Consider the following 15,400-nt stretch of genomic DNA (forward strand, 5'->3'; position numbering starts at 1 on the left):
TAAGGGGTTGATTTTGTTGGGGTTTTTGTTTTATTAATAATTGATGTGATATTACAAATATTTATGCTCTGTAAGCCTTGTGTGATGTTTCTTGTACTGTTATTACAGTTATACCACCAAGTTACCCTATTTAAGTAAGTATTAGCACTTATAATTAACTTATTGATTTTATTCACTTTGGAGATAGATTATGATTTGGACATTGATTGTTGGTGCATTTGTCGGTCTTTTGGCTCGTATGATTAAGCCCGGTGCTGATAGCATGGGCTGGATTTTGACCATCATTCTCGGCATTGCTGGCGCTTATGTCGGCTCGTATATTTCTAATTTCTTTGGCATTAATGCCGAGCAAGGCTTTAGCTATTTGGTGTTCTCTGTCATTGGTGCGATGATTATTTTGTTCATCTACGAATTATTGCTTGGTAAGAAGAAATAAGTTGGTCAAACTCATTAAATCACCATGTTTCACATGAAACATCAGCGGATGATTTGATGGGTTTGCAAATCGATGATTTGGCTTGGTTTGCTAAAATTCAGACTCTGCGTATCTAAATAAGCGACTTGATGACCAAAATAAGCCTGTGCCTGAGCTAAGCTTTGGGCGGGTGATTGACCCGATGGGTTGCAGCTGGTCGATACCAAAAATCCATAAGGATTATCATCCGTAGTCAGCTGCTGACACAGTGCCTTGAGCACAGGATGTGGGGTGATACGCACTGCCAGCGTGTCAAATTCACCGGTCAAAATCTTAGGTAGGTTTACTTGCTTGGGTACAGGAATCAGCCAAGTCGTCGCCTGCTTTGCTGTAATCATCGCTGTATCATCAAGTACAGCAAGCTTATGTAAATATCGCTGGCTGACATCAGTTGGCAGTGTACCAAATAATGGACGCAGTTTTTCGTGCGTGTCAGTCAGGACAATCAAGCCTTTGCCAATATCTCGTGATTTTAGGCTGATAATTCGCTCTAGCGCCACTTTATCAAAGGCATCACAGCCCAAGCCCCAGACACTCTCGCTTGGATAGGCAAGTACGCCGTGCGCTTTGAGTGATTGCGATACTTGTGCAAGCTCGTGCGCTTGATAGACATTATACTCTGGCATAACGACCGCCCGCTTGCTGTACCAAGCCCAAAATCTCAAGCTCCATCAATGCCGCGAGCAGCTCGCCCACACCCTGACCACTTGCCATCACCAATGCATCGATATCCATCGGTGCAGTCATCAGCTGATAGATGGCTTGCAAATGCTCGGGAATGTGAGTATTCATCGTGGCTGTTTGAGCAGGGCTGTGCTGGGTATTTTTGGAAATGGTTTGATTAGTGGTTAAGTTTTGTACAGTTTCTATATCAGTATAAACCGATACACCTTGGCTAAAACTTTTTGGCAAGGCATTAAAAAATTCGCCACTTTGATTGCTCAAATCTTCGATAATCTGGTCGGGATGATACACAAGCGTCGCCCCTTCACGAATCAGATGATGGCAACCTTCGGCATTGGCATTGTCGATGCGACTTGGCACGGCAAAGACTTGCTTACCCTGCTCGGCTGCCAAGCGTGCAGTGATGAGCGAACCACTTTGTAGCGCCGCCTCGGTGACGATGGTCGCCATTGATAGACCTGCCACCAAGCGATTGCGTCTTGGGAAGGTGTGCTTGCTTGCCGGTGTCGATGGCAACAGCTCACTGATGAGACAGCCACCGTCTTGGATGATTTGTGCAAATAGTGCATTGTGATTGCGTGGATAAATGACATCAATGCCCGTGCCCATCACCCCAACTGTGCGACCGGCGAGATTTACCATCTGTGCGAGCGCCCCCATATGCGCCTGACGGTCAATACCCTGCGCCAGACCACTGGTAATACTAAACCCTGCCTGTACCAAGTACTGTGCCATATCAAAGGTGATTTTTTGGGCGTGCTCGGTTGGATTACGACTGCCGACGATGGCGATTTGCTTATCATTGAGCCTATCAATATTACCCCGATAAAATAGCACAGGCGGCGGGTCGTATAATTCAGCCAATGCCTTTGGGTAATTGGCATCACCCACAAAGCTCATCGCATAGCTACCAAGCGCCACTTCGTGAAACACCTTTTGTACAAAAGCAATCACATCAGCACTATCCTGCCATCGCTTTTGGTGTGCCGCATGAATGGCAAGCTGTTGCCAACTGGCTATATCTGCCAGCAGTGCACTTTTGGCATCACCAAACTGCGCCACAAGCTTATAATACGACACCAAAGAAGTATTGGTCACATACCACAGTGCCAATACCGCCTGTGTATCCGTCAGCGCTTGATAGGACATGGTCAATTAGCGTGGGCTAACGTGCGTTTCAATCAGTTTTGCCACCGCCTGTGCATCATTGGCGACGACAGTCACAAACTGCGGTTTATCTTCCAATCCCACCGTGTGCGCAGGGCGTGGTAGCTCAATCGCACCCACCGCTTCATGCATGGTCTCTTCAAACTTCGCAGGTAGTGCAGTTTCGGCGACGATGATTTTTTCGCCTGCTTTGGCGACTTCTAAGGCAACTTTGACACCATCGGCGGTATGTGGGTCAATCAGACGATTGGTCTGCTCATAGATGGCTTTGATGGTGGTTAGGCGGTCTTGGTGCGTTGATTTGCCTGCAACAAAGCCAAATTTTTGTTGTACATCATTAAGTTTATCTGACAAATCAAATCCTTTGCCACTGCGTACATCATTGAATAATTGGGCGACTTTTTCGCCATCATTACCCAACAAATGATAGACAAAACGCTCAAAGTTCGATGCTTTTGAAATATCCATCGACGGGCTTGATGTCACATAAGTCTCGCTTGATGTGCGTGGGGTGTATTTGCCCGTGTTAAAAAACTCGTTTAATACATCGTTTTCGTTAGTCGCCACAATCAAGCGGTCAATTGGTAAGCCCATTTCGCGGGCGATATGACCTGCACAAATGTTGCCAAAATTACCCGATGGGACGCAGAAACTCACCTTTTGTTCGTTGTTTTCGGTCGCTGCAAAATACCCTTTAAAGTAGTACACAATCTGCGCAAGGATACGACCCCAGTTGATTGAATTGACCGTGCCTAGACTATATTTTGCTTTAAAATCAGCATCTTCTTGCAGAGCTTTGACGATATCTTGGCAATCATCAAACATCCCTTCGACAGCGATGTTATGGATATTGGCATCATCTAGGCTGTACATCTGCGCACGCTGGAACGCACTCATCTTGCCATGTGGCGACATCATAAACACTTCGATGTTTTCTTTGCCACGCAGGGCGTATTCAGCAGCACTGCCTGTATCACCAGAAGTTGCGCCAATGATGGTCAAACGCTCGCCTTTTCGCTTGAGCACATACTCAAACGCATTGCCCAAAAACCGCATCGCCACATCTTTAAAAGCAAGCGTCGGGCCATTTGACAGCTCAAGTAGTGATAGCGTATCAGTCAGCTTAGTCACAGGGATGATATCAGTCGTGCCAAACGCTTCAACTGTGTAGGTATTATTAATAATCTTACGCAAATCATCACTTGGGATATCAGTTGCAAACAGCGACATAATCTCATAGGCAAGCTCGGTATAGCTCAGCGTACGCCATTTATCTAAGGTCGCGGCATCAATCTGTGGCAAAGTTTGTGGTAACATCAAACCACCATCAGGCGCAAGTCCCATCAAAAGCACATCACTAAATTGCATCGGTGCGGTCTGACCACGAGTGCTGATATACTGCATAATATCTCCGAATTTTTTTAAATAAGTTTTGTTAATTTTAACACAATTTTGACAAAATGAATCGCTCAATTAGCATCTATTTTCAATCTTGATGGCAAATCGCATCAGCTGATGCCTTATCAAAATACAACATCAAGATGGCATCACAGCCTTTTGTAATTTGGCATAATAAAAGCCATCGCCACCACCTGCATTTAGCGGTAGGCACTGATGGCCGATTTGCTGGGTAAATTGATTGTCAAGCGACAAGGTCAATGGCAATACTTTGGCATCTGGATGACGATTCACGAAGTTGAGCATTTGCGTTTCGTTTTCTGCTTTGAGTAGCGAGCAAGTGACATACAGCAGCACGCCACCTGCTTTTAGGTTTGTCCAAGCATTGTCCAAAATCTTGGCTTGTAGCGCCACCGTACTTGCGACATCCGCTTCTTGGCGAAGTAGCGCAATATCAGGATGTCTGCGAATCACGCCCGTCGCTGTACAGGGTGCATCAAGCACAATCACATCAAAGCCATCTATGCCGACATCGCTCGATTGCCAAGCTGTGCCGTCCGCCGTGATGACCTGTACAGATTTATCCACCAAACCCAATCGCTCAAGATTTTGTTGCACTCTTTGTAAGCGCTTGGCATCATTGTCAATCGCCACCAGTTGTTTCATGTGAAACATCTCAAGCAAATGCGTCGTCTTGCCACCAGGGGCGCAGCACATATCAAGCACTGCCGCATCCGCAGGCACATCATCCATCAACAACCAAGCAGACAACTGTGCGTGCAAATCCTGCACGGTGATATAGCCATCGGCAAAATGGGGGAGCTCTGCCACTTTAATCGGTGCATCTAGGCGAATCGACTGTGCACCACTTGCACCCAGCTCAACCACAGAATGCGCAATGCCTTGTTTTGTAAGCAATGCCGAATAGTCGGCTACCGAGCATTTTTGCGAATTGATACGGATAAAAATACTCGCAGGCTCTCGCAGTGCCAAACCAAGCACATCATAAACATCCGCCCAATCTTGCTTGAGCTGTTTGGCAAGCCAATTGGGTAAGCTGTGATTTTTGCTGACTTTTTTGGCGTATTTTGCATTCGCTTTGGCAACTTTACGCAAAATCGCATTCACAAGTCCTGCACCATACTCCTTTTCCAACGATTTGACCGCCTGTACCGTATCATTAATCACCGCATAATCAGGCGTATTCATATATAAAAGCTGATATAAGCCAACATTTAGCGCCACAAAGAGCCCCTGATCAGTAGGCATTTTTTCAATCAAGCTTTCGTTAATGCGGGTCAAAGCCCACCATTGGCGCAATGTGCCTAGCAAAAGCTGATGTGCAAAACCCCGATCCGCATCATCTACCGACTCAAGCAACACATCCATCAGAGAAGAAAGCGACTGACCTTGTAGAATTTCTTCAATAACAAAAATAACTTTTGCACGAGATGACAGCTTTTTATTGTGCAGTTTTTTAAAAATTTCACTCATCAAAAATCATCTCAAAAATATCGCCATCATTTAGCTTATTTGAATTAGCAATCTGCTCAGCAGTCAATGGCTTACCACCCGGCCACTGCACCGAAGTGATGTTAATCAAATGCTGTACGCCTGCACTATCTGTTCCACATGAAACCAAAATAGCATTTTTGCCCACACTGATGACTTGACCCACAGGCTCGCTAGTCACTTGATCAAGCTTGATAGGTAGGGCGCTGGTCACCTTAATTCGTTCGCCATGCAGATGTGTATAAGCAGGTAGTGCACGGATTTGTCTTTGGATACTGACGGCATCGTTTTGCCAATCAATTTGCCCATCTTTGCTATGGACTTTTTCGGCATAATTGGCAAGCGATTCATCCTGAGCCACCGCATTTGCTTGATATATGGGCAAATCTGCAAGTACGGTTGCAACAGCTTCGCCACCAAGCACGGCAAGCTTATCATGCAGACTTTGGGTGGTGTCCGTATCAGTTATCGGACATTCTAGCTTGTACAGCATATCGCCCGTATCCAGCCCTTGTGCCATCTGCATGATGGTGATGCCTGTGGTGCTATCACCCGCCAAAATCGCACGGTGAATCGGTGCTGCACCACGCCATCTTGGTAATAGCGAACCATGAATGTTCAGACAGCCAAACTGTGGGGTATTGAGCACACCTAATGGCAAAATCAACCCATAAGCTACCACCACCATCACATCAGGCTGATAAGATGCCAAAGTTTCACGTGAAACCTGACCATCTTCATGCTTCAAGCTAAAACTGACAGGCTGCTCAACAGCGATGCCATGCTCAATCGCCACTTGTTTGACCGCTGACGCTGTGACTTTTTGACCACGACCCGATTTGCGATCTGGCTGTGTATAGACAGCGACAATCTCAATATTTAGCACATCTTGCTGCTTGATAAGATGTCTTAGACTAACCGCAGCAAACTCAGGCGTACCTGCAAAAATCACACGCAGTTTATTTGCTGATTTATTCAATGTATTCATCAATCACCAATTTTTGTTAGATATAACTTAATAGTTAAATTTTATATAAGTATCAACATTTAATCAGTATTAATAACAAATCATTATTAAAAATTCAAATTTCATGATTGTAAAATTATCAATATCTGATTAAAAATCATAAAGCAAATCCGCTTTTGATTAGTAGCTCTTCGGTAATATTGCTCACAGGCTCAGTCTTGTCTTGTGTGCGTGATAATAGCAATCGCTCCAAATAGCGTGCCACCAAATCCACTTCGATATTTACCAAAGCACCCACCGACCAGTGACGAGCAATATTGGTTCTCTCAGCGGTATGTGGGATGATGTTTAGGCACACCAAATTTCGCTCAGGCTTGATGGCGTTGGTTGTCAAACTGATACCATCAACCGTGATAGAGCCCTTATCCGCCGTGTAACGCATCAGCTCACTTGGAATTTCGATTTCGATATAAATCGAGCGGGCGTCTTTGCTCAGATGTCGTACCACACCCACGCCATCGACATGACCTGCGACAATATGTCCGCCAAATCGAGTGGTTGGCAGCATGGCTTTTTCAAGATTAAGCGTATCGCCTGCACGCCAATTTTTGAGCGCAGTTTTGCTCAGCGTTTCCCGTGATACATCCACCGAATAGCTCTTATCACCAATTGACACCACCGTCAGGCAGATGCCATTAGATGCAATTGAGTCACCAAGCTTGACATCACCAAAGTCTAAGTCGGGTGCATGGATGACTAACTCAACATCACCGCCGACAGGGTTGATGGCTTTGAGTGTACCGGTTGTTTCTATAATTCCTGTAAACATAATAATCTCTATATTATTCTGTGGATAACTTTTATGGTGGCAAAGCTTGTCTTTACAAGGTAAAGTCAATGGATTGAGTTATCCACAAGGTATTTTTTGTTATTCAATCTTAGATTGATTTTCAAATTTATCATTAAAAATCAATATCTTATATAATAAATACAAGGATTATATCATCAAAATATTGAAGTTATCCACAGTTTCACATGAAACATTTTTTCTGTCAATTGGACGATATTTCGCCATTTTAAAGCCTGTGGATAAGTTTTTATTGATAAGCAATGATTTATTCAATTATCAAACAATTCTTGTATAAACTTGGCGGATGTCATTGCCGATTTGACAAACTTCATTTAGCCGATAGCGGTGCTGTAACGATAGTTGATCGATAGTGATATCAAACATCGGCTTGGTACTTGTACCCAAAATACACGGCGCTTGATAGACAATCAGCTCATCAACAAGATCAGCTTGGATAAACGCACCCGAGAGCGTCGCACCTGCCTCAACAAGCACATCATAGCACTGATGCACTTGCACAAGCTCATCAAGTAGCTGCTCCAATCCCCCTTGCCACAGCAAGGTATCAGGATACCTGAGTACTTGATATTCATCATTGACATCGATTCTACCACGACGATCAATGACGACGATCTTTGGCTGCGGTATCATCTCCGATGGCACGCCAAGCTGCGCACTACGCACATTCAGCGCTGGATTATCAGCCATGATCGTACCTGAGCCTGTGATGATTGCAGCGCTTTTGGCTCGCAGTCTTTGCACATCTTCTCGAGCGGGCGCACCTGTAATCCACTTGGATTCGCCATTTGCCATCGCCGTGCGTCCATCAAGGCTTGCGGCGACCTTGAGTCTGACATAGGGCTTACCTGTTTGCATCGCTTTTAAAAAGCCCAAATTCAGCTGTCTTGCCTCATCGGCACACACGCCGACCGCCACATCAATTCCTACTTCTTGCAGTTTTTTGATGCCATTGCCTGCAACTTTTGGATTGGGGTCAAGCCCTGCCACAACCACCCTTGACACGCCTGAGCCAATCAGCGCATCGGCACACGGCGGTGTGCGACCCGTGTGGCTACATGGCTCAAGCGTCACATAAGCTGTCGCTCCCTGTGTACCATGGGCACTCGCCGCTCTGAGTGCAAACACTTCAGCGTGCGGCTGACCTGCCTTCGGGTGAAAGCCTGTACCGATTATTTTGCCATCTTTGACAATCACGCATCCCACCGCAGGATTGGGGCGGGTGGTGAACTCGCCTTTTTTTGCCTCAGCAATCGCAAGGCTCATGTAGTACACATCTTCGTGCGTGAAAGTGGTATTTGACATCATGCACCTTCCGATGTGTTAGTGGTTTTTGGCAGATTAATCTTATCAAGCTCCGCCTGAAATTGCCCAATATCCTGAAAATCACGATAGACACTTGCAAAGCGTACATACGCCACATCATCAAGCGCCTTGAGCTCACCCATGACAATCTCGCCAAGCTGCTTACTGCTCACTTCTCGCTCGCCCGTCTTACGCAGTGCCTGCTCAATACGGCTAATGCTCGCTTCAACAGCATCGGCGCTGATTGGGCGTTTTTGTAGCGGTAGGGCGATTGAACGGCGAAGCTTGGCTTGGTCATACGGCTCAATACGCCCGCTGGATTTGATGATGCGTGGCATCACCACTTCATAAATCTCAAAAGTTACAAATCGCTCACCGCAAGAAGTGCACTGACGGCGACGGCGAACCTGCGCCCCTTGAGCAGCTAAGCGTGAATCGACAACTTTGGTATCTTCATCATTGCAAAATGGGCAATGCATGATCCATCCTTATGGTTGATAATTTAAAATTTATTAATCAAAATCAAATTTGGAAAAATTTTCTATCATTTTAATTGATACAATATTCTTCACAAAATGACTATTTACCAATACAAAAACTGGAGAAAATCTTACCCAAAAGCTCATCAGCACTGACTTGTCCTGTAATCTCACCCAATGCTTGCTGAGACAGTCTTAGGCTTTCGGCAACCAATTCGCCTGCACGATAATACACCAGTTGCTCATGCGCTTCTTGGGCGTATTGGCGAGCACGCTTGAGCGCATCGATGTGTCTGGTGCGTGCGATTAGGCTATTTTCTGGTGGATGAAAACCAACTTTATCGCCAAGCACCTGTATCAGCTCATCGATGCCTTGTTTTGTTTCACATGAAACATAGGCATGGCTCGGCTGTTGGCATTGTTGATTGCTTGTTCCATGTGAAACAGTTTGATTATCTGCTAGTAGGTCGCATTTATTGGCAACCATAATCAATTTTTGGTCCAAAATCGCTTGAATATCACCATCCACACCCACCGAAAACAGCTCTTTGGCAAGTGCAATCGGGTCTGTCTCACGGCTAACATCATAGACCATCAACAGCACATCGGCTTTATTAATCGCATCACGAGCACGAGCGATACCGATTTGTTCCACTTTATCTGTGGTATCACGCAGTCCTGCCGTGTCGGTCAGATGCACGGTCAAGCCACCAAGCACAAGGGTTTCTTCGAGCGTATCTCGGGTCGTACCTGCAATATCTGTCACGATGGCACGATCTGTACCTGCTAGGCGGTTGAGCAGGCTTGATTTGCCGGCATTGGGCTTGCCAGCAAGCACAACATGAACGCCATCTCTGAGTAGCTGACCTTGCTTGGCGGTCGCCAAAATCTCATCAATACCTGATAGCACCTGATTGAGTCGAGTTTCAATCACGCCATCGCTCAAAAAATCCACATCTTCTTCGTCGGGGAAGTCGATTGCCGCTTCTACATACAATCTTAGATGTGTCAAATCATCTACCAAGCCATTGATTTTGTTAGAAAATTCACCAGTCAATGAACGGATGGCGCTGCTTGCTTGGGCAACTGAAGTAGCAGCGATGGCATCACTGATGGCTTCGGCTTGCACCAAGTCAATCTTATCATTTTCAAAAGCACGCAGTGAAAACTCACCTGCGGTAGCCTGCCTTGCGCCAAGCTCAAACAAGCGGTCGAGCAATAGGTTTTGGAGCACCATACCACCATGCCCCTGTAGCTCGACCACATCTTCGCCAGTGAATGAGTGCGGCGCTTGAAAATAAATCACCACCCCTTCATCAATGATGCCGTCAGCACCAAAAAAACCGCCAAAATGTGCATATCTGGGCGTCAGATGCTCACGGCGAGTGATGGCACAACCAATCTTGTAAGCACTCTTGCCCGATAGGCGAATCACCCCCACACCCCCTTGTCCAATGGGCGTAGCGATGGCGGCGATGGTCGGCTGTTGTTCTAATTGTTTGCTTGTCATATCAAATACCGATGCCAAAGTTAACCTTTTATTTTATCACTTTTATGATTATAAGGGGAAATTTTACAACTAAATTCCCATAAAAAAAATCCCGCAAAGCATCACTTTGCGGGATGGATGGCTACTAAATATCAGCCACGCGCTTGCATTTGTTTTTCGACACGCTTATTCACAATGTGCTGATGCGTCATGCTAAACAGGTTATTCACCGTCCAGTACAGCACAAGGCCTGCCGGGAACCACAGCATAAACACCGCAAATACCACTGGCAAAATTTTCATCATTTTTGCCTGCATTGGGTCGGTTGGTTGTGGGTTTAGCAGCTGCTGCACAAACATAGTCACACCCATAAAAATCGGCAAAATAAACCATGGGTCCATCGCAGATAGGTCGGTAATCCAGCCAATCCACGGTGCATGACGAAGTTCCACCGACTCAACAAGCATCCAGTACAAACCTAGGAAAATCGGCATCTGAATCAAAATCGGCAAACAGCCCGCCATCGGATTGACTTTTTCGTCACGATACAGCTGCATCATCTCTTGGCTCATCGCCATACGGTCATCGCCGTGCTTATCCTTGAGTGCTTGTAGTTTTGGTGCGATGGCACGCATTTTCGCCATTGATACATAGCTTTTGTTTGATAGCCAAAACAGGGCGATTTTGATAATCAAGGTCAAGACCACGATTGACCATCCCCAGTTACCGATGAATTTATGGATATTGTCCAAGATGGTAAATAGCACTTTTGAGATTGGCCAAAGCAGACCATAATCCACCGTCTTATTCAAGCCTTCAGCCACAGGCGCAAGCTCTTTTTGGACTTTTGGGCCAGCGTACAAGGTGCTGTCTAGCTCGATTTGCTTACCGCTTGCAACAGTGACTGGCGTCTTATAGCCGATGTAGTTTTCGTTTGCCGTACTGCGACTAAAGAAAGTGGCGCTGTAATTTTTTGGCGTCCAAGCAGAAACAAAGTAATGCTGCACAACGCCCACCCAGCCTTTGTCGCTTGTGACATTGAGCTCACCATCATTAAAGTTGCTAAATTTTAGCTTATTATACGGCTCATCAGGCGTACCCCAAGCACCACCCAAATAGGTCGCCATGCCCATCATGCCTTTGTCAGACAAGCCTGGGTCAGCGCTGTTGTCACGCTTAAGCTGAGTGTGTAGCTCACCTGCCCAATTATTAGATGAAGTATTGGCGATGGTATGCTTAACCGCAATCGGGTATTGATCTTTGGTAAAGGTATAAGTCTTGGTGACACTGATGCCGTTATTTTCGTAAGTCAGCGGGACAACCAGCGTATCACCCGTCATCTGATAGCTGTCTTGGGCAGCGCTATATTTGGCACGACCATTTGGCGTATCCACACCATCACCCACCACCATCGTTTGGGCGACATAGGTGCGAGCGCTGTCGCTTTCGAGTAGGACAAATGGCTGATCGCTACCTTTGGTTGCGGGGTATTGCTTGAGCGCTGCATAGACGATATCACCGCCATTGGTATCAATCTTGATATCATAGCGATCCGTTGAGACGCTGATTAGCTTGCCATCAGCACTTTGGGCGGTTGGGGTCGCACCTGCCACTGCTGGCACATCGCCAGTTTGCGCAGCAACCACATCACTACCACTGGTCTGCGTTGCCACAGGCTGTGTCGCAGGCTGTCCTGCATAATCATCACGCCAAGCAAGCACCAACAAATACGAGGTGATTAGCATCGCCACGATGATCAAAATCCGAAGAATTTTTTGCATAGAGATAAATCCTAAATATGCCAAAGACACCACAAACCCAGCGGTTTATAGGTCAAAACCATGAATTCCTTAAACAAACCCTTTATTGTACTAAAAAAGCAGTCAAAATCCTAGATTTTATTGCCAAGACCTTGATTTTTTGGGTAATTTCATCCGCTAAGCATGCTTTTGTAGATAGATATTCAGCCGTGAACCATAAAATAGACGGTCCACATACACCCCACGCACCTGCGCCATCCACCTGATATTAGCAGGTTGATACCGCCAGCGATACAACGGCAACGGCACAAAATCTACCCCAGAGCCACCCCATGGATGACAGCTGGCCACACGGCGTATGGTCAGTAGCAGTCCCCGATAAGCGCCATGCCACAAAATCGCCTGCCGACCATAGCTTGAACAAGTCGGATAATAGCGACATCTGGGCGCTATCATAGGGCTCAGATATCGCTGATATAGCCGAATGACAGCTAGCAGGAAATTTTTTATCATATCTAATCAATTCACCAACAATCAACTTGGTTTGCTTGGATACATCTTTTTAAGTTTACTAAACATAACAGCGAGCTCGGCACCGATGTCATATGTTTTGTCATAGCGTTTTTTGACAATCAATACCAAATCCACATCAGCAAGCCCAGATTTATTCAATCGAAACTGTTCGCGCGTCAGACGCTTGAGTCGATTGCGGTCGGTGGCGTTTTTCAGCTTTTTTTTGGTGATAGCAAGCCCAAGCCTTGGCAGAGTTTCACCTTGAGCGATGAATAATAACAAATGCTCGCCGTGAATTTTTTTGATTGGTGCATCAAACACCGCTTGGAACTGCGCAGGTGTTAATAAACGGTCTTTTTTTTGGAAACAAACATCACTAACTGTCATTTGGCATCCATAAGTACTGGGTAAATGGCTCATTGTAGCACGGCTTTGATGAGATGATGGCACTTTTGGGTGAAAAATGGGCAAAAAAAAGCACCGACAATGTGTCAGGTGCTTATTTGCATCCGATGTGTAATTACACAGTCAAACGATGACGACCTTTAGCGCGGCGACGAGCCAAAACTTGGCGGCCTTTTTTGGTAGCCATACGAGCACGGAAGCCGTGAGTACGCTTGCGTTTTAGAACGCTTGGTTGAAATGTACGTTTCATAATTCACCTTAAGATGTCGGCATTACAAGACTGTAATGACTTGGGTTGTCGTCAGTAGCCAAAGCCACCAAACGACCAATTTTCAATTAACTAGTTAATGGTTTTCGCACAAAAATGACGAAAATCTTTTTGATTGTAGCAAATTTTAATCCAAAAATCAATCATGGAGATAAATAAATTTTAGTCGATAGTAGATATGCTGAATTTTTGGCTAAATTTGGGTGCTGTAAAATCATCTCTTGCACAGCAATTCGACCACTTGTTATAATGCGAAAAGATTGCAAATCAAGACTTTTTGAAAAGTTATCCACAGATTTTGAGTTTCCCTGTTTATTATATAAAAAGATAAATATAATGATAATAAGCAAACATATTTTCTGTTGATAACTAAAATTTTTATAGAAAAAACAGTAAGTTATTCTGTGGAAAAATATGTTTATAAACTGTTTGTAAAATGTGGAAAACTTAGTATTTTGAGTTATCCACAGCTTTTTCCATAAAGTTATCCACAAAAAATAATGCTTGAAATTTGGTCGAAATGTGGTAGTATTTGTCCAAGTTGGAAATTGGGGTTATTGCCCCTAGTTTTTGATTTTTAAAATAAATAATATATGATTTGTTATTTTCTAATTAGTTTAAAAATTGGGAAAATTGCAAGTTTGTTATGCCGTGATTTGAGCAGGAAATGTCATGAATTTGTTTGAAGATGAGTTGGGGCACCATGAGCCAGCACATCCCGACGCTGATCGGGTGTGGCAACACTGCTTGTCTGAATTGCAGTTTTTGTTGCAAGAAAAGGATTATCGCCAATGGATTACGCCATTGACCGCCGAGCTCAATGATGGCGTGTTGACCCTGCTGACGCCTAATATGGTTTGGGTAAAGCACGTCAAAGAGCAGTATTTGGCACAAATCAAGGCATTGGCGATTGCTTATGATCCGGCATTGGTGCAGGATGTGCGTGTTGAGATGGTGGTGAGCACCACACCAAGCCCAAAGGCAGTGGCGCAAAAAAGTACGGCACAAAAGATCAAAACCGCAGGTGCGGTTGGCGAAGGTTTGCCGGTTGAAGCGGCTTTTACTTTTGATGGATTTGTCAAGGGTAAATCAAATGCGTTGGCGTACAATGCGTGCAATGAATTATCCAAAAAAGACAATAAACATCACTACGGCCCGATTTTTATTTATGGTTCATCAGGGCTTGGCAAGACGCATCTGATGCACGCTATGGCGCATCGTTATCAAAAATATAATAAGCGCTATTGTTATTTTACCAAAGAGCATTTTTATAAGACGGTGCTTGAAGCGTTTCGAGATAGCAAGATTGATCAATTTGTCAAAAATGTCTGCAAGGCGGATTTTTTGATACTTGATGATGTGCATATGTTTGATGGCAAACAAAGCCCCAAAGTCACGCAAATTTTGATGAATTTGTTTGATGAATTTTCTAAGGGTAATGCCAAGCAGGTGGTGCTAGCATCAGATCGACCGCCGTCGCAGATGCTAAGCTTTGGCGATCGCAATATTTCTCGCCTATCAGGGGGATTGCTACTTGCGATTGAGCCGCCTGATATGGAGATGCGTGTGCAGATCCTTGAGAAAAAAGCAAGCATCCTAAATCTTGAGTTGCCACGTGATTGTGCGATTTTTATGGCGCAAAATTTGCCGCCCGATGTGCGTGGGCTAGAAGGGGCATTGAAGCGAGTTCAGCTGTCTGCTGATGTGCTACGCAATGAGCCGGTGACGATGGCGCTGGTTCGAGATGCCATCAAAGATCAGGTGCAGGCACGTGCTCGAGCAATCAATGCCGAAGGTATTCGTGATTTGGTGGCGGAATTTTATCAAATTTCACCCAAAGACATGATGGGTAAAAAACGTGCTCGCAACATCGCTCGCCCACGACAAATGGCGATGGCACTCATCCGAGAGCTGACCCGTGATAGCTTTCCTGAGATTGGTCAGGTCTTTGGTGGTCGTGATCATACGACCGTGATGCACGCTTGCGAAAAAATCGAAGAGTTAAAATTAACCGATCCGAGTGTCGAAAAAGATTACCACTCGCTCAAGATGATGTTAGAATATGTGTAATGCCTGTATTGGCAAATCATAATAAAGAACAGTGAGTTTT

The 15,400-nt window shown here is 45.2% G+C and carries 15 protein-coding genes; 2 read left to right on the forward strand and 13 right to left on the reverse strand.

Annotation, left to right across the window (positions count from 1 at the left end; translation table 11 throughout):
- Positions 1–190: 190 nt before the first annotated feature.
- Positions 191–436 carry a GlsB/YeaQ/YmgE family stress response membrane protein gene (locus tag B0680_RS10065; protein WP_078254966.1) on the forward strand — a complete coding sequence of 82 codons (246 nt, stop codon included), beginning with the start codon at positions 191–193 and terminating at the stop codon, positions 434–436.
- 41 nt (positions 437–477) lie between these two features.
- On the opposite strand, the gene B0680_RS10070 is transcribed toward B0680_RS10065, so the two are convergent.
- From B0680_RS10070 to rpmH, 13 genes are all read right to left on the reverse strand, one after another.
- The gene (locus tag B0680_RS10070) at positions 478–1,101 is read right to left on the reverse strand and encodes an L-threonylcarbamoyladenylate synthase (protein ID WP_078254967.1); all 624 of its coding nucleotides are present in this window, start codon (positions 1,099–1,101) and stop codon (positions 478–480) included.
- A complete protein-coding gene (gene dprA, locus B0680_RS10075; RefSeq protein WP_078254968.1) occupies positions 1,088–2,308 on the reverse strand; it encodes a DNA-processing protein DprA in 1,221 nt (406 codons plus the stop codon). Before dprA ends, B0680_RS10070 begins: the two co-directional genes overlap by 14 nt.
- Positions 2,309–2,314: 6 nt before the next feature.
- A complete protein-coding gene (thrC, locus tag B0680_RS10080; RefSeq protein WP_078254969.1) occupies positions 2,315–3,730 on the reverse strand; it encodes a threonine synthase in 1,416 nt (471 codons plus the stop codon).
- A gap of 132 nt (positions 3,731–3,862) precedes the next feature.
- Positions 3,863–5,218, reverse strand: a complete 1,356-nt coding sequence (rsmB, locus tag B0680_RS10085) for a 16S rRNA (cytosine(967)-C(5))-methyltransferase RsmB (protein WP_078254970.1) — start codon at positions 5,216–5,218, stop codon at positions 3,863–3,865.
- Positions 5,211–6,224: a methionyl-tRNA formyltransferase gene (fmt, locus tag B0680_RS10090; protein ID WP_078254971.1), complete on the reverse strand. Its 1,014-nt coding sequence runs from the start codon at positions 6,222–6,224 to the stop codon at positions 5,211–5,213. Before fmt ends, rsmB begins: the two co-directional genes overlap by 8 nt.
- Before the next feature lie 136 nt (positions 6,225–6,360).
- On the reverse strand, positions 6,361–7,032 hold the full coding sequence (locus B0680_RS10095; RefSeq protein ID WP_078254972.1) for a riboflavin synthase: 672 nt from the start codon (positions 7,030–7,032) through the stop codon (positions 6,361–6,363).
- Between the two features lie 297 nt (positions 7,033–7,329).
- Positions 7,330–8,376: a bifunctional diaminohydroxyphosphoribosylaminopyrimidine deaminase/5-amino-6-(5-phosphoribosylamino)uracil reductase RibD gene (ribD, locus tag B0680_RS10100; protein WP_078254973.1), complete on the reverse strand. Its 1,047-nt coding sequence runs from the start codon at positions 8,374–8,376 to the stop codon at positions 7,330–7,332.
- Positions 8,376–8,855: a transcriptional regulator NrdR gene (nrdR, locus tag B0680_RS10105; RefSeq protein ID WP_078254974.1), complete on the reverse strand. Its 480-nt coding sequence runs from the start codon at positions 8,853–8,855 to the stop codon at positions 8,376–8,378. Before nrdR ends, ribD begins: the two co-directional genes overlap by 1 nt.
- Positions 8,856–8,955: 100 nt before the next feature.
- The gene (gene mnmE, locus B0680_RS10110) at positions 8,956–10,365 is read right to left on the reverse strand and encodes a tRNA uridine-5-carboxymethylaminomethyl(34) synthesis GTPase MnmE (protein ID WP_078255020.1); all 1,410 of its coding nucleotides are present in this window, start codon (positions 10,363–10,365) and stop codon (positions 8,956–8,958) included.
- 131 nt (positions 10,366–10,496) lie between these two features.
- On the reverse strand, positions 10,497–12,125 hold the full coding sequence (yidC, locus tag B0680_RS10115) for a membrane protein insertase YidC (RefSeq protein WP_078254975.1): 1,629 nt from the start codon (positions 12,123–12,125) through the stop codon (positions 10,497–10,499).
- Between the two features lie 156 nt (positions 12,126–12,281).
- On the reverse strand, positions 12,282–12,617 hold the full coding sequence (yidD, locus tag B0680_RS10120) for a membrane protein insertion efficiency factor YidD (RefSeq protein ID WP_078254976.1): 336 nt from the start codon (positions 12,615–12,617) through the stop codon (positions 12,282–12,284).
- Between the two features lie 21 nt (positions 12,618–12,638).
- Positions 12,639–13,004, reverse strand: a complete 366-nt coding sequence (gene rnpA, locus B0680_RS10125; protein WP_158078327.1) for a ribonuclease P protein component — start codon at positions 13,002–13,004, stop codon at positions 12,639–12,641.
- A gap of 133 nt (positions 13,005–13,137) precedes the next feature.
- On the reverse strand, positions 13,138–13,272 hold the full coding sequence (gene rpmH, locus B0680_RS10130; RefSeq protein WP_003662232.1) for a 50S ribosomal protein L34: 135 nt from the start codon (positions 13,270–13,272) through the stop codon (positions 13,138–13,140).
- Positions 13,273–13,962: 690 nt separating this feature from the next.
- Here rpmH and dnaA point away from each other — a divergent pair.
- Entirely contained in the window at positions 13,963–15,360 is a 1,398-nt protein-coding gene (gene dnaA / locus B0680_RS10135; protein ID WP_078254978.1) for a chromosomal replication initiator protein DnaA, read from the forward strand.
- Positions 15,361–15,400: the final 40 nt, after the last annotated feature.

The sequence above is a fragment of the Moraxella pluranimalium genome, from assembly GCF_002014825.1.
In the GTDB taxonomy this organism is placed as follows: Bacteria; Pseudomonadota; Gammaproteobacteria; order Pseudomonadales; family Moraxellaceae; genus Moraxella; species Moraxella pluranimalium.

Excerpts from the sequence above, each read along its gene's own strand:
- B0680_RS10065 (WP_078254966.1), top strand. The coding sequence starts at position 191 with ATGATTTGGACATTGATTGTTGGTGCATTTGTCGGTCTTTTGGCTCGT.
- B0680_RS10070 (WP_078254967.1), bottom strand. The coding sequence starts at position 1,101 with ATGCCAGAGTATAATGTCTATCAAGCGCACGAGCTTGCACAAGTATCG.
- dprA (WP_078254968.1), bottom strand. The coding sequence starts at position 2,308 with ATGTCCTATCAAGCGCTGACGGATACACAGGCGGTATTGGCACTGTGG.
- thrC (WP_078254969.1), bottom strand. The coding sequence starts at position 3,730 with ATGCAGTATATCAGCACTCGTGGTCAGACCGCACCGATGCAATTTAGT.
- rsmB (WP_078254970.1), bottom strand. The coding sequence starts at position 5,218 with ATGAGTGAAATTTTTAAAAAACTGCACAATAAAAAGCTGTCATCTCGT.
- fmt (WP_078254971.1), bottom strand. The coding sequence starts at position 6,224 with ATGAATACATTGAATAAATCAGCAAATAAACTGCGTGTGATTTTTGCA.
- B0680_RS10095 (WP_078254972.1), bottom strand. The coding sequence starts at position 7,032 with ATGTTTACAGGAATTATAGAAACAACCGGTACACTCAAAGCCATCAAC.
- ribD (WP_078254973.1), bottom strand. The coding sequence starts at position 8,376 with ATGTCAAATACCACTTTCACGCACGAAGATGTGTACTACATGAGCCTT.
- nrdR (WP_078254974.1), bottom strand. The coding sequence starts at position 8,855 with ATGCATTGCCCATTTTGCAATGATGAAGATACCAAAGTTGTCGATTCA.
- mnmE (WP_078255020.1), bottom strand. The coding sequence starts at position 10,365 with ATGACAAGCAAACAATTAGAACAACAGCCGACCATCGCCGCCATCGCT.
- yidC (WP_078254975.1), bottom strand. The coding sequence starts at position 12,125 with ATGCAAAAAATTCTTCGGATTTTGATCATCGTGGCGATGCTAATCACC.
- yidD (WP_078254976.1), bottom strand. The coding sequence starts at position 12,617 with ATGATAAAAAATTTCCTGCTAGCTGTCATTCGGCTATATCAGCGATAT.
- rnpA (WP_158078327.1), bottom strand. The coding sequence starts at position 13,004 with ATGACAGTTAGTGATGTTTGTTTCCAAAAAAAAGACCGTTTATTAACA.
- rpmH (WP_003662232.1), bottom strand. The coding sequence starts at position 13,272 with ATGAAACGTACATTTCAACCAAGCGTTCTAAAACGCAAGCGTACTCAC.
- dnaA (WP_078254978.1), top strand. The coding sequence starts at position 13,963 with ATGAATTTGTTTGAAGATGAGTTGGGGCACCATGAGCCAGCACATCCC.